The organism is Serratia sp. SSNIH1 (assembly GCF_002935055.1).
GTDB classification, from domain to species: Bacteria; Pseudomonadota; Gammaproteobacteria; order Enterobacterales; family Enterobacteriaceae; genus Serratia; species Serratia nevei.
In genome coordinates, this window is record NZ_CP026383.1 from 1,662,129 (window position 1) to 1,686,096 (window position 23,968).

The 23,968-nt window shown below is 46.6% G+C and carries 23 protein-coding genes, 1 tRNA gene and 3 pseudogenes; 13 read left to right on the forward strand and 14 right to left on the reverse strand.

Going from position 1 to position 23,968, the window contains the following annotated elements; all coding sequences use genetic code 11:
- The first annotated feature begins 113 nt into the window (after positions 1–113).
- The 3 genes from C3F38_RS07950 to C3F38_RS07960 all read left to right on the forward strand — a co-directional run bounded on the left by C3F38_RS07950 (position 114) and on the right by C3F38_RS07960 (position 813).
- The gene (locus C3F38_RS07950) at positions 114–323 is read left to right on the forward strand and encodes a hypothetical protein (RefSeq protein ID WP_038875103.1); all 210 of its coding nucleotides are present in this window, start codon (positions 114–116) and stop codon (positions 321–323) included.
- A complete protein-coding gene (locus C3F38_RS07955) occupies positions 302–640 on the forward strand; it encodes a hypothetical protein (RefSeq protein ID WP_139108032.1) in 339 nt (112 codons plus the stop codon). The genes C3F38_RS07950 and C3F38_RS07955 overlap by 22 nt, the downstream gene beginning before the upstream one ends.
- A gap of 96 nt (positions 641–736) precedes the next feature.
- Positions 737–813: transfer RNA gene (locus C3F38_RS07960), tRNA-Arg, on the forward strand.
- Between the two features lie 21 nt (positions 814–834).
- Here the strand turns inward: C3F38_RS07960 and C3F38_RS07965 are convergent.
- Positions 835–1,125: pseudogene (locus C3F38_RS07965) on the reverse strand (tyrosine-type recombinase/integrase); the annotation flags it as partial.
- A 114-nt stretch (positions 1,126–1,239) separates the two neighbouring features.
- Positions 1,240–1,772, reverse strand: a pseudogene (locus C3F38_RS07970) (phage N-6-adenine-methyltransferase).
- 1,456 nt (positions 1,773–3,228) lie between these two features.
- On the opposite strand from C3F38_RS07970, the pseudogene C3F38_RS26830 reads away from it, so the two are divergent.
- From C3F38_RS26830 to C3F38_RS08015, 9 genes and pseudogenes are all read left to right on the forward strand, one after another.
- A pseudogene (locus tag C3F38_RS26830) lies at positions 3,229–3,537 on the forward strand (hypothetical protein); the annotation flags it as partial.
- 218 nt (positions 3,538–3,755) lie between these two features.
- Positions 3,756–5,171 carry a TolC family protein gene (locus tag C3F38_RS07980; RefSeq protein ID WP_038875105.1) on the forward strand — a complete coding sequence of 472 codons (1,416 nt, stop codon included), beginning with the start codon at positions 3,756–3,758 and terminating at the stop codon, positions 5,169–5,171.
- Positions 5,171–6,307, forward strand: a complete 1,137-nt coding sequence (locus tag C3F38_RS07985) for an ABC transporter permease (protein WP_038875107.1) — start codon at positions 5,171–5,173, stop codon at positions 6,305–6,307. The genes C3F38_RS07980 and C3F38_RS07985 overlap by 1 nt, the downstream gene beginning before the upstream one ends.
- A gap of 17 nt (positions 6,308–6,324) precedes the next feature.
- Positions 6,325–7,050, forward strand: a complete 726-nt coding sequence (locus tag C3F38_RS07990) for an ABC transporter ATP-binding protein (RefSeq protein WP_055312582.1) — start codon at positions 6,325–6,327, stop codon at positions 7,048–7,050.
- A 10-nt stretch (positions 7,051–7,060) separates the two neighbouring features.
- Positions 7,061–7,969, forward strand: a complete 909-nt coding sequence (locus C3F38_RS07995; RefSeq protein WP_055312581.1) for an HlyD family secretion protein — start codon at positions 7,061–7,063, stop codon at positions 7,967–7,969.
- A gap of 31 nt (positions 7,970–8,000) precedes the next feature.
- Complete coding sequence (locus C3F38_RS08000; RefSeq protein ID WP_047728600.1) at positions 8,001–8,702, forward strand: MtnX-like HAD-IB family phosphatase; 702 nt, start codon at positions 8,001–8,003, stop codon at positions 8,700–8,702.
- Complete coding sequence (locus C3F38_RS08005) at positions 8,699–9,589, forward strand: carboxylesterase (protein ID WP_065768495.1); 891 nt, start codon at positions 8,699–8,701, stop codon at positions 9,587–9,589. The genes C3F38_RS08000 and C3F38_RS08005 overlap by 4 nt, the downstream gene beginning before the upstream one ends.
- Positions 9,586–9,945, forward strand: coding sequence for an EamA family transporter (locus tag C3F38_RS08010; RefSeq protein WP_038875109.1), 360 nt, complete (start codon positions 9,586–9,588; stop codon positions 9,943–9,945). Before C3F38_RS08005 ends, C3F38_RS08010 begins: the two co-directional genes overlap by 4 nt.
- A 2-nt stretch (positions 9,946–9,947) precedes the next feature.
- A complete protein-coding gene (locus C3F38_RS08015; protein ID WP_047728598.1) occupies positions 9,948–10,373 on the forward strand; it encodes an EamA family transporter in 426 nt (141 codons plus the stop codon).
- Positions 10,374–10,513: 140 nt separating this feature from the next.
- Here the strand turns inward: C3F38_RS08015 and C3F38_RS08020 are convergent, their stop codons facing one another.
- From C3F38_RS08020 to C3F38_RS08040, 5 genes are all read right to left on the reverse strand, one after another.
- Complete coding sequence (locus C3F38_RS08020) at positions 10,514–11,404, reverse strand: hypothetical protein (protein WP_050572059.1); 891 nt, start codon at positions 11,402–11,404, stop codon at positions 10,514–10,516.
- A gap of 1 nt (position 11,405) precedes the next feature.
- Entirely contained in the window at positions 11,406–12,470 is a 1,065-nt protein-coding gene (locus C3F38_RS08025; RefSeq protein ID WP_047728595.1) for a peptidogalycan biosysnthesis protein, read from the reverse strand.
- Positions 12,470–13,846 (reverse strand): aspartate aminotransferase family protein, encoded by a 1,377-nt coding sequence (locus C3F38_RS08030; protein ID WP_038875116.1) that lies wholly within the window; start codon positions 13,844–13,846, stop codon positions 12,470–12,472. Before C3F38_RS08030 ends, C3F38_RS08025 begins: the two co-directional genes overlap by 1 nt.
- Before the next feature lie 308 nt (positions 13,847–14,154).
- Positions 14,155–15,306, reverse strand: coding sequence for an ATP-binding protein (locus C3F38_RS08035; protein WP_223294869.1), 1,152 nt, complete (start codon positions 15,304–15,306; stop codon positions 14,155–14,157).
- Positions 15,215–15,910: a response regulator gene (locus C3F38_RS08040; RefSeq protein WP_071605337.1), complete on the reverse strand. Its 696-nt coding sequence runs from the start codon at positions 15,908–15,910 to the stop codon at positions 15,215–15,217. The genes C3F38_RS08035 and C3F38_RS08040 overlap by 92 nt, the downstream gene beginning before the upstream one ends.
- Positions 15,911–16,522: 612 nt before the next feature.
- On the opposite strand from C3F38_RS08040, the gene C3F38_RS08050 reads away from it, so the two are divergent.
- Positions 16,523–18,220, forward strand: a complete 1,698-nt coding sequence (locus tag C3F38_RS08050; protein WP_047728592.1) for an LTA synthase family protein — start codon at positions 16,523–16,525, stop codon at positions 18,218–18,220.
- Between the two features lie 574 nt (positions 18,221–18,794).
- Here the strand turns inward: C3F38_RS08050 and C3F38_RS26835 are convergent.
- From C3F38_RS26835 to C3F38_RS08070, 7 genes are all read right to left on the reverse strand, one after another.
- Positions 18,795–18,965 carry a winged helix-turn-helix domain-containing protein gene (locus C3F38_RS26835; RefSeq protein WP_168166341.1) on the reverse strand — a complete coding sequence of 57 codons (171 nt, stop codon included), beginning with the start codon at positions 18,963–18,965 and terminating at the stop codon, positions 18,795–18,797.
- Positions 18,966–18,977: 12 nt separating this feature from the next.
- Complete coding sequence (locus C3F38_RS26840) at positions 18,978–19,325, reverse strand: response regulator transcription factor (RefSeq protein ID WP_168166342.1); 348 nt, start codon at positions 19,323–19,325, stop codon at positions 18,978–18,980.
- Positions 19,325–19,459 (reverse strand): hypothetical protein, encoded by a 135-nt coding sequence (locus C3F38_RS26735; protein ID WP_255411654.1) that lies wholly within the window; start codon positions 19,457–19,459, stop codon positions 19,325–19,327. The genes C3F38_RS26840 and C3F38_RS26735 overlap by 1 nt, the downstream gene beginning before the upstream one ends.
- Positions 19,460–19,687: 228 nt before the next feature.
- Positions 19,688–20,761, reverse strand: a complete 1,074-nt coding sequence (locus C3F38_RS08060; RefSeq protein WP_050572060.1) for a GTP pyrophosphokinase family protein — start codon at positions 20,759–20,761, stop codon at positions 19,688–19,690.
- A gap of 73 nt (positions 20,762–20,834) precedes the next feature.
- Positions 20,835–21,044, reverse strand: coding sequence for a hypothetical protein (locus C3F38_RS26145; RefSeq protein ID WP_134267094.1), 210 nt, complete (start codon positions 21,042–21,044; stop codon positions 20,835–20,837).
- Positions 21,045–21,278: 234 nt separating this feature from the next.
- Entirely contained in the window at positions 21,279–22,154 is an 876-nt protein-coding gene (locus C3F38_RS08065; protein WP_038875124.1) for an alpha/beta fold hydrolase, read from the reverse strand.
- Positions 22,151–23,677 (reverse strand): NAD(P)/FAD-dependent oxidoreductase, encoded by a 1,527-nt coding sequence (locus C3F38_RS08070; protein WP_038875127.1) that lies wholly within the window; start codon positions 23,675–23,677, stop codon positions 22,151–22,153. Before C3F38_RS08070 ends, C3F38_RS08065 begins: the two co-directional genes overlap by 4 nt.
- Positions 23,678–23,968: the final 291 nt, after the last annotated feature.

Here is a 23,968-nt window from a genome sequence, read left to right on the forward strand (position 1 = left end):
CGTTGCCGACGCCGATTTACGCTTTTTTTATGCCGGCCTCAGGATCCTCTACGTCATTTTTACCTGCATTTGCATACGCTGGGGCCGTTCACAGGGCGAAAGAGGGCAGGATCATGAGAGCGATAACCCGGCTTTACCCGTTGCATCATCAGCCTGACGAGCAACCGGCAGAGCCTAAACACGTGGGGGAAACGGTGTTCGATTCTTCGCTGCATCCGGCGGACAGTGCGCAACTCACCGCGCTGCATCAGCTCGGCAAGCATGAGGCGGCGCCGTCGTGGCGGGCACGCCTGAATGCGCTGTGGCGGAAGTTATGCGTATGAAGGGCTGCGCCTGGGCAGGCTGCACGCTGTTGCTGGTTTGGGCATCGGGGAGCCAGGCTTCTTTAAACAGCGCTCGCCCCGACGCCACACTGGGGGAAAGGGTGGCGGCGACCTGCAACGCGCGGGTGGTTGAGCACGCCGATTGGGGCGACATCGCCGCAGTCGTGCAGTCCGCTCGCCTTTGCCGGTGGCGGGGCGACGGGCGGCAGTGGTCTGAGCGCGCGCCGATTTACGTAGGCGTCGGCCTGGTTCAGCATGGCAGCGCCCGGTTGACGGGAACCCTCGCCGCGCGGGCGCTGGCGGAAAAAACGCCATAAAGCACGGCCGCCGCCGTAACGTCATGAAAAGGCATTGACTCGCTAACCTCTGGCCGTATAATCCCAACCCGCAGCCGCAGGTTGCCGCATCTCAATGCGCCCTTAGCTCAGTTGGATAGAGCAACGGCCTTCTAAGCCGTAGGTCATAGGTTCGAATCCTATAGGGCGTGCCATTAAGTATCAATGAGTTACGCTCATTCTCCCACTGCAAGATTTTCCAAAAGTGCCAGATTAGTGACATTGCCCGCCAAGACTTCGTCAATTTTTCTCGCATGTTCGGTTAGATGGGTTGGGGATAGGTGAGCATAGCGCTGAACCATTTCTATGCTCTCCCAGCTACCCATTTCTTGCAGTGCCGAAAGCGGCACGCCTGCCTGAACCAACCAGCTCGCCCACGTATGCCGCAGATCGTGAAAGCGGAAATCAGTTATTCCTGCTCTCCGCTTCCCGGTGTTCCATGCTGAGTTATCATCAACTCGCATTTTACTGCGTGTTTATCGAGTAACTGACGGAGGGTTAAATCGTTGGAAGGGGAGTCGAAATCTCTTAAAAGCTCTCTGGATGTACTGCGGAGAAGGTTTTTCTTTGCTGAGTCCATATCATGCAATGCTTGCCTCCATGATTATGCTCTTTCCTATGCTCAGGAGCTCGTCCCTGGATATGGTTGAGAACTGGCACCGCGGCTTGATAAATTGTCGCCAGATGAATAGCAGGCTACTTTTACTGTTGCCGTTCTTCCCCGGCTTTCCCGTCGTGGAATTAATAAACGCCAGGCGGCCATCGGTGATAGGGCGGACTTCATCGACTGACTGCAGCGCCAATGAAAACCAACCCGTTGACGTGTCCGCCGGCAACAACATCACGATCGACTGATTCTGCACGCGGCATTGCTCCGCAGCCTTAAGCATCCACGGGGTGATGTGCTGTATGGCGGATTGCACCAGATAGAGCCGTAGCTCACCAAGTCGATAGACAGCGCGTTATCCTGCTCTGTCTGGTAGTGAGCGCATAGCGCGTTACCATCGTCTGCTGTTGCATCCAGGAAGAAGCCAAACTCAACGTCCAGTGCGTTGAAAATTTGCCGTCGGTCTTTGTGTTCTGGTGGCGTGTTGCTGGCAAAAACAGTACTCAATTCTCACCTCACCAGCAGCGCGCGGCTGCGTTGACGCAAAACTCTATACGGGTTTTAATCCACGGAGTGTCGACTGCTCGCGCGAGTTTGAGGGATTTTTCCCAAACTTCAGCGGCCTTTCATACCATCCACGTTGTTCACATTCAGCCGCAATTCTGGCGATATTGCGGTATGCATGATGACTGGTCATGTTTAAATCCTGATTGGGTTATTGTAGCGCTCGTGGGACATAATCTCCCATGAGTTGCCGTTGTCTTTTAACAGCAATCGCCAGCAGCGGGCCACTGGCAACGTTAAATGCTTGTGTTGGTAGTCCGGTTGGGTTTCGTTTTGCCCTCCCTGTAGGCGCATGAACCCCCTCAGCTTTGACGCTGATTCGTTGCGGAATTCGTGGTTTCATATTTTCGGTGGATTATTTGGTGATTGGCGCCCAGCATGCGGAGTGAATGCCAGAGCGGCGGACTTTCTCAACGGCTTTTTCTAGCTTCATCAGTCGGTGACGGATGGACCTACTGGCCATATTTTTGCATTTTTAAAAGCCATTTCACTGCCAACATCAAACCCTGAAACGTCATATATCTCCCCATCACCGGACTCAATATAACCGCCGATTGAGTGCTGACATCCATGCGGGCCATAATGCTCCCACGGCCACGGCGTTCCTTTAAATCCACATATCACATAACCTCCATCAGTCCAATAACTACGCCATACCAGAAGATGGCGCATGAAACCAACATCCAAAACCAAACCTTTCCTCTAAAGCTCATGCTACCTCGACGTTTAGGCGTAAAAAAATCCGCTATCGGAAGCCATGCGTTGGTGCTCCGAACAGCTTTATCAATCTGCGCTGGCCAGGTTGCTACGTTGAACCAGTGGAGCGCATCGGTGGGAAAATAAAAAAAAAGCCCCGGGGTAGGGGCGAAAGATGATGATTACTTTTTTAGTGCAGCGAGATAAATCTAACAATTGTCGCGTATTTTTATTGTGGATTATCGTGCTGTCATTCATGAAAAAAACAGAGCATCAACCCACAAAACCAATAGCAAGCAAATTAAACGTGCTGTTTATGTTCGCAAGGAGAATAACCAACTACTGGCGATACACCGACTCGAAGAAGAGAGAAAGCGATGAATAAATGCCGTAACGGCGTAATTGTCTCGATTATCTCATTAGCCTTTCTGACCGTGTTGGGTACGGGGAGATTGTAGATTAAGCTATGGTAACTATGGTAGCCGCTGCATACTGGGTAATCATGCTGTTTGGCTCGTTAACTCTGATTGTGAGTTATGTGATGCGGAGTGAGAAATATGAGCAAAAATTATCAGTAATTGAAGTTAATCAATGATATGGTGAAGAGTAATCTCCTGTGTAGAGCGATAGACAGGATCTGCTTTATCATCATCGCTTGCTCACTATCGTTGTCGGGCGGGTATTTACCGCAGTCTGCTAAGAACCCACAGACGCAATCGACCCGCTAGATAGTTTCCAGAGCGCCTGGCAGGCTATTTCAAAGGGTTGGAAGCTAAGCAAGGCGTCACCCGCAATAAACGCCAGAAAACCAGGTAGCTCGCCAAAGAGAATCCCCTTGGTGATGACATAAAACATGAGTATCTGATCATACCCGGCAGAAGCTTTCCAACAACCGTTAGAAGGTACGCATTACGCTAAGGCGTTTCGCAGGCTGTACACCAATATGCCTGATAACTCTTATCTCCCGGTTCACACATTCTGGAGCATTGGTGTAGATGGCTCAAAGACGATTGCACCTAGAAGGATACCGAAAATAGTGGGATGACAAGCGTGGGGGCAGGAAAGACAGACTTCTCACGAGCACACATCATACGGTTTTCGCTACTAGGCTGGAGCGTAAATTTGTGTGGGGACACTTGACTCCATCCAACCTCCACATAATCTCAACATAAAAGCAACCTATCTTAGCTAAGATAGAGTAAGGATAAATGTTATCGTGGAAAACACTATATGATTTTTTTTGGTGGCTATTTTAGAAAGGGAGCGATAGCAATTCCGGCATTGATATTATTGAGTGGCTGTGTTGGCTCCAATAGACCTGATTTAACACAAAAAGTGCCTGATAAGTGGGACGTGGCTATGCCTGCATGGGGGCATCTCGTAGATTTACGCTCCTGGTGGCAAACTTTTAATGACCCGGTGTTAGACGAACTTGTAGAAAATGCGCTTGCTAATAACCTGAATATTGCCCAAGCCGAACAGTGGTTGAAAACAGCGCAAGCTCTGAATGGTGCTACCGCCAGTAGCTATTTACCTCATCTCCGAGCGGGAGTTCAACCTGTGCAAGATGCCGCTGCCCGGGATAATTACCTCCATGGCAGTATTGATATGGTATGGGAGCTCAGCCTCTATGGCGAGTCAGCCAACCGGCAACAGGCTGGGGAAGCCGTTGTTCTATCGGCTCAAGCCCGGGAGCAAGGGGTGCGTATTTCTGTCGTTGCAAACGTAGTGCAAAATTATTTACGTTTTATATATGCTGGCCGACAGTTGTCTCTACTGTCCTCTCAGGAGGCTGTTGAGAAACGTTTACATACATTAGCGGCGATCCGTAAAACCGCTCACATTGGTGATGCGGAAGAACAGATCAGTTCTTCTTTGCGTATGGCACGTTTACAGGCCAACATCATTGAATTACAGCAAGTTAGAGAGCAATCATCCCGGGCACTGGCGCTACTGACGAACAAGACACTGACACAGACGGTGCAACTATTACATGATAAAATAAATTTAACTCCGGATATTCGTATTAAAGAGATACCCGCCGATTTGCTGCGTACGCGCCCTGATATTAGACAAGCAGAAGCTGATGTATTGCAATCTGCCGCTGATGTGGGGCTGGCTCAAGCTGCGCTTTATCCTCGTCTGACGTTAAGCGGTTCATTATTATATGCATATAACCAGACAGAAAATTATCGCCGCAGTGGCAGTAATAGTATCCCTGCCCTTGGTCCTATCATTGATATTCCATTGTGGGATTGGGGGATGCGTTTAGCGAATAAACATGCCAAAGAACACGAGCTTCAGGCAGCACTGCTGGGATATCGCAAAGCGGTGCAAGATGGTGTTGGTGAGACTGAGGATGCGCTATCTTCGCTGAACTACCAAAATCAATGCCTTCAAGCTCTGCATACTGCTTTTGAGCAACAAAATCATTTACGCATTATGCAACAGAAACTAAACCAACTGGGGTTATCCAGTGAATATGATGGTTTAAGTGGGAAGAGCACGATGTTGCAAGTAGAGTCTGAATTAGTTGAGGCAGAGTTTAAGCATGCTTCTGCTTTCGTCACCTTATTCAAAGCGTTGGGCGGTGCGCCGTTGTCAGCAGTCTCCGAGTCATTTACTACACACGCAGAGGGCCGGTAATGATTTCACTCGCGCGGAAATCACTGATTCACGAATGGCGACGTTTTGTCCCTGTGGGACTCTCTGTTGGTTTTTCCGGTATTTTATTGATTGTTCAGGTGGCGTTGGTGCTTGGGATTTTTGGCAGTGCGGCAATATACATAAACGCTTCCTCTGCTGATGTTTGGATTGGATATCCCGGTACCCAAAGTGTTAATTATGGTCGACTGATTGGGCCGGATGTTAAAACCCACTTGCGTATGGATCCTGAGATCGCAGAGGTTGAGTCTTATCTCTGGGTGGATGGCGACTGGTACACCCCGAATGCGGACGGTGGTAGTGTGTCTGTTTATCTTTCTGGTATTTCAACTCGCCCTGAAGCGATGATGTTTTCGCGGCTTCTTCCTGTTGAACTGCGAGAAAAGCTGCGTGAGCCTGGTGCTGTTATCGTTGATCCCGCTGATTTGGCTACGCTGGGTTCACATGTAGGGGGGCATGCTTGGATTAATAAACAGCCTGTATATATCGTTGGCATACTGAAAGGTTTACGCGGATTGGGCGGTATTAATGTGCTCTCCTCTCATGAAAGTGCTTTAACGATCGCTGGGCTGCAGGAAGGAGAAGGTAGCACCTATTATCTTGCGCGGTTAAAGCAACCAGGGCAGCTCTCTAGTGTATTAGCGCGCTTCTCACAACCGGACAAACGCTTCGGCCTATATGAAATGTGGTCGTCCAATGACTTTGCCTCACGTTCGCAGCTGTACTGGTTGCTGGATACAGGTGCGGGTGTAGCCGTGTTATTTATGGCGGGATTGGTCTGCTTGGTTGGGGCCATGATTACCAGTCAGTCACTTAAAACAGTCATTACTAGCTACAGCCGCGAATATGCCACGCTCAACGCATTGGGTGCAAGTCGCTTCGCTCTTGCAAAGGTTGTGGTGGAGCAATCCTGCTGGATTGGCAGCATTGGGCTTCTCTTCTCGGCTATAGTAAGTGCACTGTTACTCAGTATTGCCAAACACTATCAGGTACCGGTAGAGATCACACCCTTTGCCATGCTGAGTTGTATATTCTTGGTGGCTTGTATGGTGCTACTTTCAAGTTTGTCAGCTGTAAGGGAACAGTTAAATATCGATCCTTCACTACTGTTACGCTGACTAAAAGGTTAAGAAACATGGTTAATTTTTACAGCCACTCATCACAGCCTGTTTTGCAGGCTCAGGACATCAGTAAATCGTTCCTGACCGGAAGTTTGACCGTACCGGTGTTAAGGCACCTTTCATTAACGGTAAACCCTGGGGAGTTAACTCTCATTTCCGGTCCTTCTGGGTGTGGAAAAAGCACGCTCTTGTCTTTGCTCTCTGGTCTGCAACAACCAGATAGTGGTAAGGCTATTGCGCTAGGAATCGATCTCAGCACATTTAGCAGGGCAGCAATGGAAAGGTTTCGCCTTGAACATACTGGTTTTATATTTCAAGGATTTAATCTATTCCCCTCTTTAACAGCGATCGAGCAAGTGCAACTCCCTATGGGGTACCTAGGGGTAAGCAAGCGAACAAGTGAAGAGCGTGCTATGGCGGCACTTGAGGACGTTGGGCTAAGCCACCGGGCGCACATGTATCCGGCACAGCTTTCCGGTGGGGAGAAGCAACGGGTAGCAATTGCGCGCGCAGTAGCAAAAGCACCGAAGCTGTTATTTGCAGATGAGCCAACCAGCGCATTAGATGCGGAAAGCGGGCAGCGAGTGATCAACATTCTACACCGGATTGCCCGAACATATGGCGTTACGACGCTGTGTGTAAGTCACGATCCGCGTTTGATGAGTCATGCAGATCGCCTTTTGCATATGGAAGATGGCGCTATTCAGCAAGATGCACAGACATCGAATCATAAGAATTGAGGCAAGAACGATGAATTTGAAAGAATTAAAGTGGGGGGGGATATCTGTCATCGTTAGCTTATGGATGCTGTCTGGTTGTGATGATAAACCGGTAAAACCTGTTGCGACAGCCCCAACCCAAGCGGTAGTGCCAGTGGCGATTGCTCGCGGAAAAGTCGATGTGGATGGGGGGATCGTAACCTTATCATTTCCATCAGAAGGCGTGGTCGACAAAGTCTTGGTCACTGAAGGTCAGGCAGTTCAGAAAGGGCAAATACTGATGCAACAGGATCATCGCCTATATTACGCAGATAAACGTGTAGCAGAAAGTGAAATCGCTGTGGCAGTTGCGCAGTTACAAGGGATAGGTGAACAACTACCGGGGCTAAAACAAAAAGCGACTCGCTTGAAGATGGCTGCCCAAGCTGGAGCTGCTCAAATGCAGCTCAGCGATGAGGCTTATGAGGCTGTGCAACAGGCAAAAACAGCCGTTACTGTTGCTCAGGCTCAAGCAAATCTGGCTGAAAGACGCTTAGCTAAACTAGTTGAACATGGCGCGCAACTTGACCTGCGAGCTCCTTTTGCTGGTTCTATTGTGAAATTAAATGCTCAGGAAGGCGCGTTTATTTCGAGCGGCCAGCCCGTCATACTCTTTTTGCCTAACAAACCGTTCATCATCCGAGCCGAGCTGAATGAAAGCTATCTAGCAGGCGTAAAAGTGGGTATGAAAGCCAAAGTGCAAATTGATAATGACAGTGAAAGAAAGGATTTGCCCACCGCCCACGTTATTCGCATTAGTTCCACTTTCGTGCTGAGCCAATTGCAAGAAAACGCCCAGCAGAGTCCTCGGCGCGTCGTAGAATGCATTCTGGCATTTGATAGTGAGCCATCCACGTTGGTCGGGCAAAATGTAGTTGTGAGTTTTTATGACAATCCGTAATGTATTTTAATAAAATTTAGAGAAGAGTTTCATGAATATAGTGATTCCCCCCAGTCAGCAATTGGACTGGGTTGTACAGTGTGATTTTGATGGCACTATCAGCTTAAATGATGTCGCCGATACTTTGTTAGAGCGTTTTGGTTTGCCGGGTTGGGAGCACCTCGAACAAGAGTGGGAAAACGGCATTATTGGTTCCAGCGACTGTATGCGTGGTCAGGTTGCGCTTTTGGACATGACTCGAGAGCAGCTTGATTCGCATCTGGATACCATTGAAATTGATCCCCAATTTCCAGCGTTTGTCGCTGCAGCCAGTCGTTTGGGATGGGCAGTTCATATCGTCAGTGATGGTTTGGACTATGCAATTAGCTCAATCCTGGCCCGCCATGGCTTAGGGCATTTGACCGTTTTTGCCAATCATTTAGTGCAAGAGGGGGAGCGAAAATGGCGGCTGGAAACGCCTTGGTTCCGTGGCAGTTGCTTAAAAGGGAGTGCAAATTGTAAATGTCACTTGCTGAATCTACAGAAGCAGCGCAGGCAACAGGTACTATACGTGGGTGACGGCAGTTCTGATTTTTGTGTCTCAGGCAAAGCGGATATAGTGATGGCTAAGTCACGTTTGCTCGCTTATTGCCAGCAGCACGATATCCCTCATTTAAGAATGAACAACTTTAAAGATGCTACCAATTTGCTGTATTCATTCGTAGCACGGAACTTGAGGGATAAAGCTGTATGAGCATGAATGACTACTGGCTCGAAGGGCGAGGGGAGCGAGCTGAAACCGGAGTTCTATTGATTCATGGGCTGACAGGAACGCCTAATGAGATGCGCATTCTGGCCCGAGGGTTGAACAACGCGGGCTTCACCGTCTACGCTGTTCAGCTTGCCGGACATTGCGGTACTCTAAACGATCTGTTGGAGTCGACTTGGCAAGAATGGTTGGCCAGCGTGCGTGCCGGGGCTGACAAACTCATGGTAAAGGTAAAGAAACTGATCGTGGGTGGCCTTTCGATGGGAGCGGTGTTGGCATTGGCATTGGCAACTGAGAGGCCGCAGCAGATCGCTGGGGTTATGGCACTTTCCAGTACGTTTCGCCATGATGGTTGGAGCATGCCAAAATATACCCGCCTGGCATTTATTCTACCGTATCTTCGGATGCTCGGTATTGGCCGTCAAAAAATGTTTTACGAGAAGCCACCTTACGGTATTAAAGATAAGGCACTTCGCAAGCGTATGGTCTCGCAGATGCATGCGGGTAATAGTGCTGAGGCGGGATTACCCGGCAATCCATTCTGGTCTGTAGTGGAAATGCAGAAACTGTCCTCCTACGTGTTGAAGCGTCTTGCGCGTGTGCAAGCGCCCAGTTTAGTGCTGCATTCTAGTCACGATGATATTGCTTCAGTAAAAAATGCGATGGATATTGTCAAAGGCGTCCGCCATGCACCAGTGCAATTGGTACTGCTTGAAGACAGTTATCACATGATTACCATCGATCGTGAACGGCGTAAAGTGAATGAACTCTGTATTAATTTTGCTATAGAACGATCTTTAGCAGACGAGAATGTTGCGGAACTAATATCTACCCCTGGAACGCTAAGTGAACCTTCTGGAGGGTGTTTATGAGTATGACTGTTTTAATCTTGTGGGGCCTCAATGCTATCCTTGATAGTGTTGGGCAGTTAGCGTTTAAAGCAGCTGCAGTGGATTCGCTGAAAGATAAAAGTCGTTCGAGTTGGATACGAATGAGTCTTAGGCCTTATGTTTGGTGTGGGATAATCTGCTATGTCGCCGAATTCTTGCTGTGGATCGCCTTTCTGTCGCTGGTTCCGCTGTCTGAAGGGGTTTTGCTCGGCTCGATTAATATTGTAGCCGTTATGGTGCTTGGCAGGATTATCTTCCGTGAGACTATGTCTCCAATGCGAGTGCTCGGCATTGCTTGTGTGTCTCTCGGTGTCGCCGTTGTTGGATTACAGGGTTAATTATGAAACGTTTCTATTTCATTGGCTTTATGGTCTTAATGGTTTTTGATACTATAACACAAATCAGTATCAAGTACGCTGGCGACCAAGCATTGCCATTTGAATTATCAACTAATTGGTTGGGGCGACTCTTTGGTCAACCCTGGATTTATGGTGCAGTAGTTGGGTATATTGGTGCTTTCTTTACTTGGATCACGTTGCTTAAACGTGCGCCGATAGGACCAGCCTTTGCTGCTTCACACTTGGAAATCATTTCTGTGTTGGTGCTTTCTTCCCTTCTGTTTAACGAAAATATTGGTTGGGCTAAAATAGTCGGTTGTGGTCTTATCTTGCTGGGAATTCTTTTACTCGCGATCAGTGAAACCTCTGAGTCGGAAAAAAAGAAAGACAAGAACAACGGTTATACAACCAAGGCGGAAGGAATGTAGCCCATTTATTGGGTAAGCAAGCGACGTCTTGTTAAACACATCTGCTTTATGAGCATTCGTCCATGTTACTGATAAAGGAGGAAAACGGTTGTTTCCTCCTTTGTGGCTATCAGTGAGCCAGCATGTATATGAGTTTATCATTACACTTTTCGGCTGAATGCAAGGGCTTCAAGCAATTGCAGGTTCAGCGTAGCATGCTCATTATGGAGCTCATTTAGCGTTTCACCAAATATCAGCTGCTGACCATCGGCGGCGCTAAGCCAGCGCTTCCAAGCCGTTTGGTACTGCCATTCAGAGACTTCCCCCGTAATGTCGCTACCCACCAAACTACCGCTGAGTGCTTTAATGATGCGTAACGCTTCGGGGATCGTCATCTGCCCTTGATCCCAATTAGTACGAACGACGGATGGGGAAAACACGTCTTTATCAATACTAAGGTAAGTCGGCTCAGGTTGTTGTGCCAGCATCGAACAGAAAGCCTCACATAGCGTCTCGCTGCTGTTAAAATGCTGGAATGCCTTGCCAATTCCGATGTTCTTTCCCCAGCCTACATTTACTCCTGTACTCCAATAAGTCACCCTACCACGAAAAAGCGGCGCCAGATAATTTTCCCAGGCGTGTTTTACGCTAATATCCTGAGAGGTGACCCCCACCACGTGAATATGGCTGATCTGTGGGAGTAAGGCAGCATGGCGTACCCAAGACCCACAGTGAATACCCCAGGGAAATCGCATATTATCTGGATGATTATCTAATACGATAAGGCGCATAGATCCAGTTTTGTTTTTAAGGCAGTGTTGTACCAAGGGGAGGGTCAAGTGATGAAAGTCTCCGCTGCCTATTAACACAGTGCCATATTGCTCTGTGGGGGGAAGCGTCTTTTCTGTCTCAGCCCAAAACTGGCGAAAATGCTTAATGCTACACCCAAAGCGGACTTGCTCACGCCAGTGAGTTGCTGGGCGTAAGCGGTTTTCATTGGGCAAGCGCCGGATAGAATCATCTAAATCAAGTACGAGGGTCGGCAGTTTCATTTCATGTCCTCGCATCCAACTTAGAGCGGTCACCTTCAAATGAATTAGAAAACCTGCGTATCAAGGTGCGCAAAAGCGGACTGCGAATATAAACCGCATGACGGGTAAAGGTAAATTTAGCTCCCAAGCTAGCTTTAACCTCGGGATCTGTCCAACCAGCGATATAGTGCTTCAAGCCATGCTGCAGCGCGTACTCTAGGTTCACTATCCAACTTAAGAAATAGAGATTCAGTTCTCGAGCATGAGGGTAACGCAAGCCAATATATTTATCGATCAGATTCCCCCTAAACGCGTAACACAAATTCCAGCCAATCAGGAGGTTATCGCTGCGCCGACGATATTCGAAAACAATACCGTTGCTGTTATTATCTCGCAACAGTTGACATATGAAATCGTAAGTCAGGTGATCAAAATGTATTTCACTCTGAGAATATACTTCTTCGTACAGATCATAATATTCACGGGTAACTCGCTCGTCAATTTCATTATAGAACCTTCCTGTTGGAATGACAGTTACGATAACATCATTCCGACTTTTTAGTTTACGACGTAGATTTTTACGTCGACTATAGGAAAGTTGTGCAAGATAGGATTCAATAGAGTCAAAATCCACTGGTACATAGGCGAGAGCTTGGCCCTCTACGACAATATAACCTTGCTTGACGGCGCTTTTTATTACTGCATCAGCATAGTCATTTTCCATTTCTGATAATAATGGTGAGCTTTGCGGAATATCCTTAATAATAGTGATTTTACATAAAGGGGAAATCTGTTGCTGCAAGAGTTCAATAAAATACTCAGGAAGGAGATCAGCGCTAAACGGTACATATTCGCTGACGGTTGTACCTACAAACGCCGTGTTAATCGATAACCATTTAGCCCATCGTGCATATAATGGTAGACGTTGAATACGGGCTCTTGCCTTGTCTTCCATGGTGGTAAGCAAGTGAAAGCGCATGAAAAAAGCTAAAATTTGTTCATGCCCCAGAAGACGAAAACTGTCTGGGGGCATTTCCCCAAAGGCCTGTAACAGACCTTTGGGTTCAAGTTGGTTCAACCAAGTCATTAAGCGTTCTTAGCTCTGCTGATCAGTTGATCCAACAGGGTTAGAGCTTCATCGATTTCTGCTTTGGTAATCATCAATGATGGGGCAAAGGTAATGACGTTCTTGTAATATCCGCCAACATCCAGGACCAAGCCACGTTTCTGGCCTTGATACTCCAGATTTCCTTCCAAGCCCATATCGACCATTTTATCTAAAAGTTCGCGGTTTGGAGTAAAGCCGTCTTCGGTACAGATCTCTGCACGCAGTGCTAGACCCATTCCATCCACATCGCCGATTTCTTTATGCCGTTTTTGCAGCTCTTGCAGTCCATCAAGGAAGTAAGCGCCGCTGTCACGCACTTGTTTACCGAAATCAACTTCATGCGTCATTTTCATAACTTCCAGACCCAGTGCAGTTCCCAGTGGGTTAGATGCGAAGGTTGAGTGTGTTGAGCCTGGTGGGAAAACGCCTGGGTTAATCAGTTCTTCACGCGCCCACAGACCGGACAATGGATTCAGACCATTAGTCAATGCTTTAGCGAAAACCAGCACATCTGGCTTGATGCCGAAATTTTCTACTGACCAAAGTTTACCTGTCCGCCAGAACCCCATCTGGATTTCATCAACCACTAATAAGATGCCGTGAGTGTCCAGTACTTTTTTTAGGCCTGTGAAGAAGTTTGCAGGTGGGATGACATAACCACCAGTCCCCTGAATAGGCTCAATATAGAATGCTGCATATTCGCACTGATTGGTTTTCGGATCCCAGATGGCGTGATATTCGTTTTCGAACTTGCGGGCGAACTCACTCACGATGTGATCCGCATACTCTTCTGATGTCATGCCTTTAGGACGGCGGAATGGATAAGGGAACGGAACAAACTGTGCTCGATCGCCGAAATGACCGAAACGACGACGATAACGATAGCTGGACGTAATTGAAGAAGCGCCTAATGTGCGTCCATGATAGCCCCCTTCAAAGGCGAACATCAAACTTTTGCCATTGCTTGCATTACGTACTACTTTGAGTGAATCTTCAATCGCCTGCGCGCCACCGACGTTGAAGTGCACGCGACCACTATGGCCCCATTTCTGTTCTGCGTCTTGGGCAATGAATTTGGCCAGCTCTATTTTAGTTGGGTGTAAGTATTGGCTGGCGATTTGCGGCAAGGTATCAATCTGATTTTTAAGCGTTTCTTCCAATCTAGGGTTTTTATAACCAAAGTTAACTGCCGAGTACCACATCTGCAAATCCAGATATGCAGTGTCATTCTCATCAAACATATAACTACCGTTGCAATGCTTGAAGATTTTCGGCGGGTTTACATAGTGAACGGTGTCACCGTGCGAACAGTATTTTTCCTCATCGGCAAGAAGCGCTTGTATATCTAGGGACATGAAAATGATACTCCGAATGGTCCAAAAAACGTTAGTGGCTAACAGTATAGATGGGTTCTGTGGAGTTTATGTGGAGTTAAAGATGTAAGATAATAAATTTGATAAAGAGCACTGACCCTGACACAAAATCCTGCGCCATTCAGAAACCGAATCCCGGCATGATCGACACTCCCTGAGCAGAGGTGGTGCCGATGAAAAAATCACGATTCACCGTAGAGCAGCTTGTCTTTGTCCTGAAGCAGGCAGATCTGAGCCTCGACAAGGCGTTGCTGCAGGACGTGTGGAAAGATAGATGAGGAAGGGCGTTCCTACAATGTCGCATTGACGCAGTTAGGGAGCGAGATTTCAATACAGGTACCACCAAGCTCGCTGTGACGATATGTGGCTTGCCCGCCGTGCGCTAGAGCAATGGCGTTGACTACCGCCAGGCCGAGTCCGCTGCCGTTGATTTCTTTCTTACCGCTAGTGTGGGAACGGAAAAATGCTTCGAAAATGGCAGTACATTCCTCATCTGCGATACCGGGCCCTTCATCTTCCACTGTTATGATAATATCGCTGCGCCTTGCTGAGCAACGCATCCGCAGCAGACCGGGGTCGGCATATTTGCAGGCGTTGCTGAGCAGGGCTATAAAGATTTGGCGGAGGCGTACCTCATCGACATAACACACCACATCCGCGGCTTCGATGACGGGCTTAAGACCACTGGCGGTGAGGTGGCTATTAAACGTTTCTACGCAATTGTGTAACAGTGCTTTCAGATGTACCGTTTCACGGTAAATGTATAATTGACCGCTGTCCGATAGGCTGAGTACGCGTAAATCGTCGATCAAACGGGACAGTCCTTCAGTTTGCCGAATCAGCATGTCGAACTGCCTACTGTCGTTCGCAAATAGGCCGTCCCGTAGACCTTGCAGACGGCCCTGAATAACTGTAACCGGGGTACGTAATTCATGGGCGATAGCTGCATTCCATTTTTTCATATCATCAGACATTGCTTCGAGCTTGCCTGCCATAGAGTTAAAATCATTGATAAGCCGGACTATTTCGATGGTATGGCAGTGATGGTGGTTCACTCGTTCGCTAAGCTGGCCTTCAGAGATTTTTCTGGCGCTGTGAGCCACTGACTGTAATGGTTTAATAAGTCTTTTGGCAAAACTCAACGATAGATAACTGGCGAGCACCGAAGAGAGTAGAACGGATAATATCGTCATTAGGCTGTCATGTATCCAGGAAAACGCCGGAGGAGAATGCCAATCGTAGAAAATCATGAAGTAGGTGCTATAGACGGCAGAAATGAGCACTAATGTGGAAATCACCACTTTTAGCGTTAGGAGGAAAAGCTGACTATTGATGCTGCGATGTACCATATCAATCCCCCAGCCGGTAACCAAAACCACGGATGCTTTCAGGAATATTAGATAATCCAGCTTGGCTAAATTTCTTTCTGAGTTTGCTGACATGACTGTCTACTGTGCGCTCATTAGCATCATTCTCCGGCAGGCAGTTCTCTAGTAACTCTTGTCGCGTAAAAACCCGTTTGGGATAACGAATAAGGTGTGTTAATAATCTGAACTCGGTTGATGTTAGCTTATCACCGATGTCTTCGCCGGTGTTTTTTATTGTAACTTGGTGATGTTCAATGTTTATTTCAATGTTTTTTGTGGAATAAACTGAAAGATCTTTGTTGTTACGGTGAAACGAAACCCTGCGCAAAATAATGTTCACTCTGGCAATCACCTCTGCTGGATTAAATGGCTTGACAATATAATCGTCAGCACCATTACGCAGAGCATGGATTTTGTCAACATCCGTATCTAATGCGGTTAGCATCATGACTGGTGTATCGTGCGTCTTGCGAATTTCATTCAGCACCTGCCAGCCGTTCATTAACGGCATTTTGATATCCAGAATCACGAACTGTGGTAGCGTGGCCTGAAACAGTGCGATGGCTTGCCGTCCGTTGTGCGCAGGCACGACCTCGAAACCTTCGTTTCTAAGATAAGCAGTAAGGATCTCGGTAATTTCATATTCATCTTCCGCAAGAAGAATTTTAATGGTTTTCATTCAATCTCCCAAGCATGAATGCTACTTTCCACATGAAACCTCCACACTATCTCCACACAATCTTGTTATAAGAATTTTATACTAAGCTCAAGCATCCAGTCTTCTGAATATTTCGACATGGCCGCTTAGAAAACTTGGATTTTCAGCTCTACGAGCCAAAAGGGGAGTTCATATGCGACTGTCAACAGAACGTATGTGATAATGGCGTTATGACGTAGGTGAGTCAATAGGTCTGATGGGATAATGGTTGCTCAAAAAAAGAGCATAAAATGGTGATGCCGTGCTGGCTACTCTCTCAGAAATGGAGGCCCGGGGAATGAGTGAGTTAGAGATAAAACTTGTTGGGATTGTGCGGGTGAGTTACGGTGTACGGTTCGGGAGCAAGTTAGTCGCGGTGAATTTTAGCAGAGCGATTATATCGCATGGGTTGCTAGATGTTGCCCGTGTGGATACTGTAAACTTGCCAGATAAATCTATACGGTGGATGTTGGTTAGAGTGTCGTCGACTAAATTTGTGCTTCTGGTTATCACTATTTGAGCGTGAAGAACACATTAATTAATACTCTTTAACAACGAATTAATTTCCCTCTCTCATAGGTGAAAAGTAGCATAATGAAGCATCACTCCCACCCATCGATAAGAACGCAGTATATCTCTAGGCCAAAGACTTATTCTTATCTATTTCTGCTAATTATTGCAGCCATAATTATTTTGGTTGGCAATTCTCCTGATGACATTTATCCTCTCGTTACTGCTATTAGTGCATTTGTTTTCGTTGTGGGGATAGGATACTTACTCTCCGCGAAGGTACTGTTTGCCATATCGACCGGTAGTGTGCTAGTTATCGTGCTGCAGTTTATTAATCAGCTTAAAGTGCATTATTATAAAGACAAATTGATGTTCTCCGATCTCTTTATGCTGACCGACCTCTCAAATGTCGGCACGTTGTTTCATTATCCGGAAGCTGGGTTGGCCTTGGTCGGATTGGGAGGGATTGTTGCTATTACGCTCATCGTTGGCTGGCGTGCAGTACCCCGTCGACGTGGGGTTACGCCGAGAGTCGTTGCTCTTTGTATGATGTCCGTTAGCGGTGGCGTGCTGAGCCAATGTGTGCTCTTTTATCAACAAGACTGGGCCGGCACTTTACCGGGCGGAACAGGCGTGGTGTCTAATCTGGTGATGTCGAGCAGCCAGATGAACTATGACTCTCCCTCCTTTCCCGATGACAGTTCTGAGAACTTTACTACCCGCACATCTGTGCTAAATAAAGTATCCCAGGCATCTGATAATATGCACCCAGATATTGTACTGCTGCTGCAGGAGTCCACCACTGATCCTCGATTGTATCAGCTTCCCGATCCGGCATTGCTGCCGCATTTTTCCATGTTTGAACAAGGGACGGCGGTGAAAGCGCATACGCTGATGCGAGTACAAACTTTCGGAGGGGGGACTTGGTTATCGGAGTTTTCAGTCCTCACGGGGTTGCGCAGCGATGATTTTGGTACCAAGAAAAATGCGGTTTTTTACTCGGTTATCGACCATGTGAATGACAGTCTTTTCAAGCAGATGAAAGCTAATGGTTATTATACCGTGGTTCTCACTCCCTTTAATAAGTCAGCTTATAACGCCGGCCACGCCTATACCATGATGGGAGTCGATAAAATTATCCAACCCCAGGAATTAGGTTATCCTGGTAGCTTGCAGGATAACCTGTGGCATATCAGCACCGCCGACATACTGCATTACATCAAAAAAATACTTGATACCCATACTGACAAGCCAGTGTTTGTTTATGCGTTGACCATGTATGAGCATGGGCCTTATGACGCTAGCCACAAAGATAACTATCAACTGAGGCCAGTGGTAACAAACAAAACTTCCGCAGCTAAGTTCAGCCACTATATGGAAAAAATACAAACCTCCGACGCAGCGATGTCAGAATTTTTCCAGTTTATCGATCAGCGTCAAAAGCCCACAATGTTTATGTATTTTGGTGATCATCAGCCGAATATTGATTGGGAGAATGGGTATTCGACATCACTACCAGATGCCGCACATTTGACGCAGTTCAGTTTGCGAGACAATGCCAATATGCAGCCTGTTGCAGACTTGGGGTCGATAACTGATATCGCCTTTTTAGGAGGGATTCTGCTTGAACAAGCCAGACTAAAGGTGTCGCCCTTCTATCAGGCTAATATCGACATGCGACACTTGTGCAAAGGGGCTTTGAACGATTGCGAAGATCAATCACTTTTTAACAGCTATAGGCACTACATTTATAATATTCTTAAGGTGGCTTCTCAGGACTGAGTAATTGAAACAGGTGCAGAGATAATGCAATAATAAATTTATCTTAAAGGGTTTTTTGCGTTATGCTTGCTCCCCGAGCGGTGCAAGCATTTAGCCAACATTCCAAATCTATCCTGTCGGAATGCCCGTCCTTCTCTTATTCGTACTGTACTGTCTTATCTGAGAAGTATTGATGTTCAGCTAGCTAAATTTTCCAAGAGACTGGTCGGGCTTAGCGGAGATAAGCCGTGGCGGGATGCTCTCTTTGTAACGATTGCGCCAGTTGAAAAATCGACAGTGTTGATGGCGGAATTATATAATTATATGGTAGATTTCATACTATTAGTGTGATGGTAACAGATTTATTTATGTTGTTTCGGTAGGGGGGATATACATATGAATGGCAGAATGGCGTGGTTTTATCGCAAAAATCTAACAAGTAATAATATTTATATAAAGTTGTGATCTTAGCGTTCAAATCAAAAAAGAATAAAATATGACATTATTCTGAATAACAAGTGAGTTGCCGTGATTTTAGGGGGGGGGGGGGGGGGTTGGGAGGGGCGGGGTTGCTCTGTTTTATTGACTCCAATATCTATATCATGCCGTTCTTACGATAATTAAAAGCATCGTGCACCCCAGCCGAATTCGGCTTTTTCCGTAAATTATAAATATGAGCGTCAACAACACGTTCACAAGTATCACTCTCTGGCAAGCACTTACTCAACAATGTCTGCTGTGAGTAGAATTTTCTTGGTGAACGCATTAATATTGATAGCTACAAGAATTCTGTTGGCGTAAGGCTTAAAGGGGTTTTAATATCATCGGCGTAATAAATTTGAGCTAAAATTGCATTTTCATCAAGTTGTACTTGGCCGCAAGTAATGAGGACAGATTTTATGTTCGGTGCAGTTGTTCTTCTTAGTACCGCATGTACCCGTGCGACAACCTCTTCCAGATTATATGACCTCGCAATATAGTCATCAATACCGTGCCTTAGTGAAGTGTTCTTATTCTGTATTTCTCCTGTTACTGTCAACATTATTATAGGTACGACACTCTTTCTACGTATACGTGCTAGTATTTCATAGCCATTGATTCCTGACAGTTGGGCATCAAGTAAGATTAAGTAAGATTGCCAGGAAAAAACATCTCTAGTCCTTTAGGACCATCACCTGCTTTGGCCAAGGCGAAGTCGTCTTTTTCTAGATGCTTTTCTAGGGCTTCCGTCGTATGTATACCAGCTTCAATGATTAGCACTCTCTTTTTTCCATATCCTACCCTTTTCCTGCCATTCAAGTCACGGTCATTGATGGCAGGTAGTAGACATTGATGCTGTATAGCATATGGCTATGAATTTCTCTTCATATTGCCTGCAACTATAAAAAATTAAATATTCCTATAACAATTATTTTATGTATATAAATGCGTATAAATAGATGATAATGTTTTTATTCACCTTTGCCAGTAAATAGATGCCACTAGCGATCAGTTTGATTTATCATCAATCTTATTCCCATTGATTAGTTCGTCATATATGCAAGCCAGCAAAAACATAAAGAAGAAATTATTAATGTTTATCGCGCTAGGTTTACGTAGAATCTCCTCATTTATTTTATCCGAGTGGTTAAGTAGGACATCTGATCTGTTTTTGCAAAAATCATAGAGTTGTTGGAAATTGAATATTTCAAAGTCATGAAGGCATGATGCAAAAAATGACAGGTTAGAGTCTAGTGTTCTAATTCCTTCGCGATCAAAATCTGCTAATTTTTCCACTCCTGGGACGTTGAGTTCTTTGTCGGATTTATTGTTCAAAAACTCGTCCCTGATTTTATAGATAATTGAGTTTTTGTCTTTAAAGAATAAAGGAAGCGTTATTTTGTTTAGTGCGACGTTTTCAGGTTTTTCTTTGTTTAACGATAGCGTTGATTCATCGATCAGTTCATTTTCAAAATCTTTGAGAAGAACCAGCTGAGAGTCAGCAGTTTCTAATAAACTGGATAAGCTTGATAGTTGTCTTCTAATTTTATACGGTAGCGCGTCACTATTTTTGTACTGAAGGCCATGTTCCATCTCAGCCCAGGAGTGTTGTAATGATGTCCTGATTTGTATTTCTGCTTTTAATCCAGCGAATTCTTTATATTCTGGTAAATTGGTTCTGTTTTTTTTCATCTGAATTACATAATGAAGAGACATATAGCCAAATTTATCAGGAGACTCACTTTTACGTTTGTCTATAGAGTTTTCAATATCAACGTCAAACTCACTTTCAACTATTCTCGCCACGCCATCAACGTCATCGGAGAATAATGTAATTACTCGGACGCCTACGATATCTGTGATTTCGTTTATATCATTGTATTTAGACTGTTTCTTAATGAGCTTATCCGAAAGGCTTTCTAATGTCTTAACTCTTTTGTTTACATTTATAATCTTTATGCCTTTAATTGCGTGTAATAAAATATCCTCAACCTTTGCTGAAAATTTATGGTAAACCGATTCCATTTTCTTATACTCTAGCAATATACTTTCATTTTTACTGTTGTCACTGACATTTAACATACTAACCTCTTTAATCGTTCAAATTCTCGAATTATACTCGTATAAAGGTACATATGCCACTCTACGTCGTAAGTTATACAATCCACAACGGGATACGTGCATAGGGTGCGAAAGAGATATGGACTACAACGCCATCAACAATTATCTGGCCTTCTTCTTGTAATAAATCGGCTCGCAGGCGCTGGAGGCATTGTCCAGAACCTGAGCCGCTACTGTCAGAACTGGCTTTGATGAAAGGAATATATATAGCATGGTGTAAAGGTACGTTCGCTGCCGTGCTCATAGATGTTCCATGATGCATCCGGACGGGCCTGGTTCAATCACGATTTTGGTGGGGAGTAATGTCTTAAAAATCAAAACTGTGATAGGTGGCTTTGTGGTTTCGTGCAAGCGAAGGTTTTGTCTTTTTTTTGTTTTTTTGTTTTTTTGTTTTTGTTTTTGTTTTAAGCCTGCTTTGGGAAGTCCCTGGTGTGGCAATAGAAAAGCATCCTAGTATCTTTTAAAAAGCGAATACGTGTTAGCGCATGTGCCCAGCCAACAGGGATAGCAGCGTGCCCGACAGGCAGGTCGGAAAGTCATGCCCCATACCAGGTAAGAGAACCAGGTTGGAGCCACGAATCGCCGCAGCCGTGGCGAACCCACCATTAGTTGCGACCATCAGATCTTTCTCCCCATGAATAATCAGCGACCTGCAACGAATTCGCCGTATCTCCGCGGTGCGGTCACCGGAATTAATGATGGCGCCAACTTGTCTGGCGGTTCCTACGTTGCTCGCCTCACGGCCACCTCGGTCCCAGGCTTCCAGGGCATAGTCACGCAGCGCTTTCTCGTTCCACTCGAGCGTTGAACCAATAAGCCTCATTATGTCCAGATAATTCCGAACACTTTCCAGCTGATTCCGGGGGGGGCGGCGCACGAGATGCAAGATAGTCTTGTATGCTGGCTGGCCTACGCGTAGAGAGCCGGTTGTCGAGAAAATGGAGGTTAGTGTCCTGATGCGCTCAGGATAGCGGGCAGCGAGTGTCTGGGCGATCATTCCCCCCATCGACATACCCATTACATGCGCCATTTCTAGTTTCAAGCCATTCATGAGACCGATCACGTCTTCGGCCATATCAGCCAGGTTATAACCGGAAGTCCGTTTACGGAACAACTGCTGCAAGATCGTGGGAGGCGCCACGTCAGTAAAGAACGATTTGCCCGAATCGCGGTTGTCTAATGTTATGACGCGAAAACCTCGCTCAACCAGCCCGGCAATCAGCGTTTGTGGCCAATAGGTCAACTGTAGTCCTAAACCGACGATAAGAAGAACCGCAGGAGCGTCTTCTGAGCCGTGGCTACGATAGCAGAGCTTGCGTTGCATCGCTAACTCACAGAAGTGGTCGGTGCTCATGGGTGGCTACCTTGCTGCTGCAGTTCGATGTCGGCATGTAAGGGGGAATGGCTTACTGTCATGAACGAGAGATGCTTATCATCCACTTTTCCACGGCGCAATAACTTGATATCGCGAAAATAATCCATCGACATCACCCAAGGTTCGCGTGGTCCCTGTCGTGGCATGCTGTCCAGTACGCGCTGCACGTAGCCGGCTCCGAAGTCCAACAAGGGGCGAGTCTTGATACCATCCGGTGCTTTAGGCTCGCAAACGTTATAATCTTTGCGTTCCATGAAACCCAGCAAGCGGCAAAAATGGTCGCACAGCAGGCAAACTTTCAAGGTCCAGGATGAATTGGTGTAACCCACCGCAAACGCAAAATTGGGTACGCCGGAGAGCATCATGCCTTTGTAGGCGATGGTTTCACTCAGCACGACCGGTTTGCCGTCCTTGTATAGGGTGATGCCGCCAAACAGTTGTACGTTAAGCCCCGTGGCAGTAATGATAATGTCAGCCTTAAGCATCTTGCCCGATTTGAGCAATACACCGTGTTCGGTGAACCGTTCGACATGATCGGTCACGACGTCGGCTTTCCCTGCGCTGATAGTTTTGAACAAATCGCCTTCGGGAACTGAACAAAGACGTTGATCCCATGGGTTGTAGGGCGGATTAAAATGCACATCGACCGGGTAGTCTTTCGGCAATTCCTTACGGGTCAACCAAAGAAGCAGTTTTCGCGAGAGCTTAGGGAAGCGTTGGCAAAATCCCCAGAAAGCCAAAGTAATCTTGGCATTTTTATAGCGTGTCAGTGAGTAAGCTGTTTGTTCCGGTAGAATCTTGCGTAGAAAAGCTGCAACGGAATCATTCGCAGGCTGATTGATGATGTAGGAGGGAGTGCGCTGTAGCATGGTTACACTGGCAGCTTTGTCCGCCATGGCGGGAATCAAGGTCACCGCCGTTGCACCACTGCCAATGACGACGACTCGCTTGCCGGTGTAATCCAACTGTTCTGGCCAGTGTTGTGGGTGAATGATTTGCCCCTTGAAATGCTCACTGCCTTCAAAACGAGGACTGAACCCCTGATCGTAACGATAGTAACCGCCTGCACTGAACAACCAGCGGCATTCGATCACACGGATCTTAGCCGTATAACCGTCCTCGACTTGTACAGCCCATAAACCTTTGTCCGTTTGCCAGTTCGCGGAGATCACCTGCTGCTTATAATGAATGAAGGGAGCTAGCGCATATTCATCAATGGTTTCGTGAAGATACTCGAGAATGTCCGACGCATCGGCCAGAGATTTGGCTTTCGTCCAGGGTTTAAAGTCAAAACCAAAGGTATACAGATCCGAGTCCGAACGAATACCCGGATAACGGAACAGATCCCAGGTGCCGCCCATTTGTTCACGGGATTCGAGAATCGCAATGACTTTGTGTGGCTGATCGCGTCGCAGATAGGCTGCCGCACCTATGCCAGACACGCCAGCTCCCATGATCAATACGTCAAGTGGCTCAAGAGGAAGATCAGTATGAGAGGGCATGTCGAGCTCCTGATAGAGTGCTGTAGAAAATGATTTTTTGACTTGATCAAGTGAACATGTTAGTGCTGACAATTGGGGGGGGCAAGGTGCAAAATGCACCGCTTCGCTGCCATTTTAGGGGGATTTGCACTACAACCGATATTGGTCTGATTGAAGCACTGCCTTCAACCGAGTGTTGGATGATGGAGAGAAGAACAGATCGGTATCTTGATGGGGAGAGCGTGCAGAGCGTTGCAGTGAAGTATGCTCGTCGAAGGTTTGAATAGAAAGGGGGAGGCGCGAATAGTCATG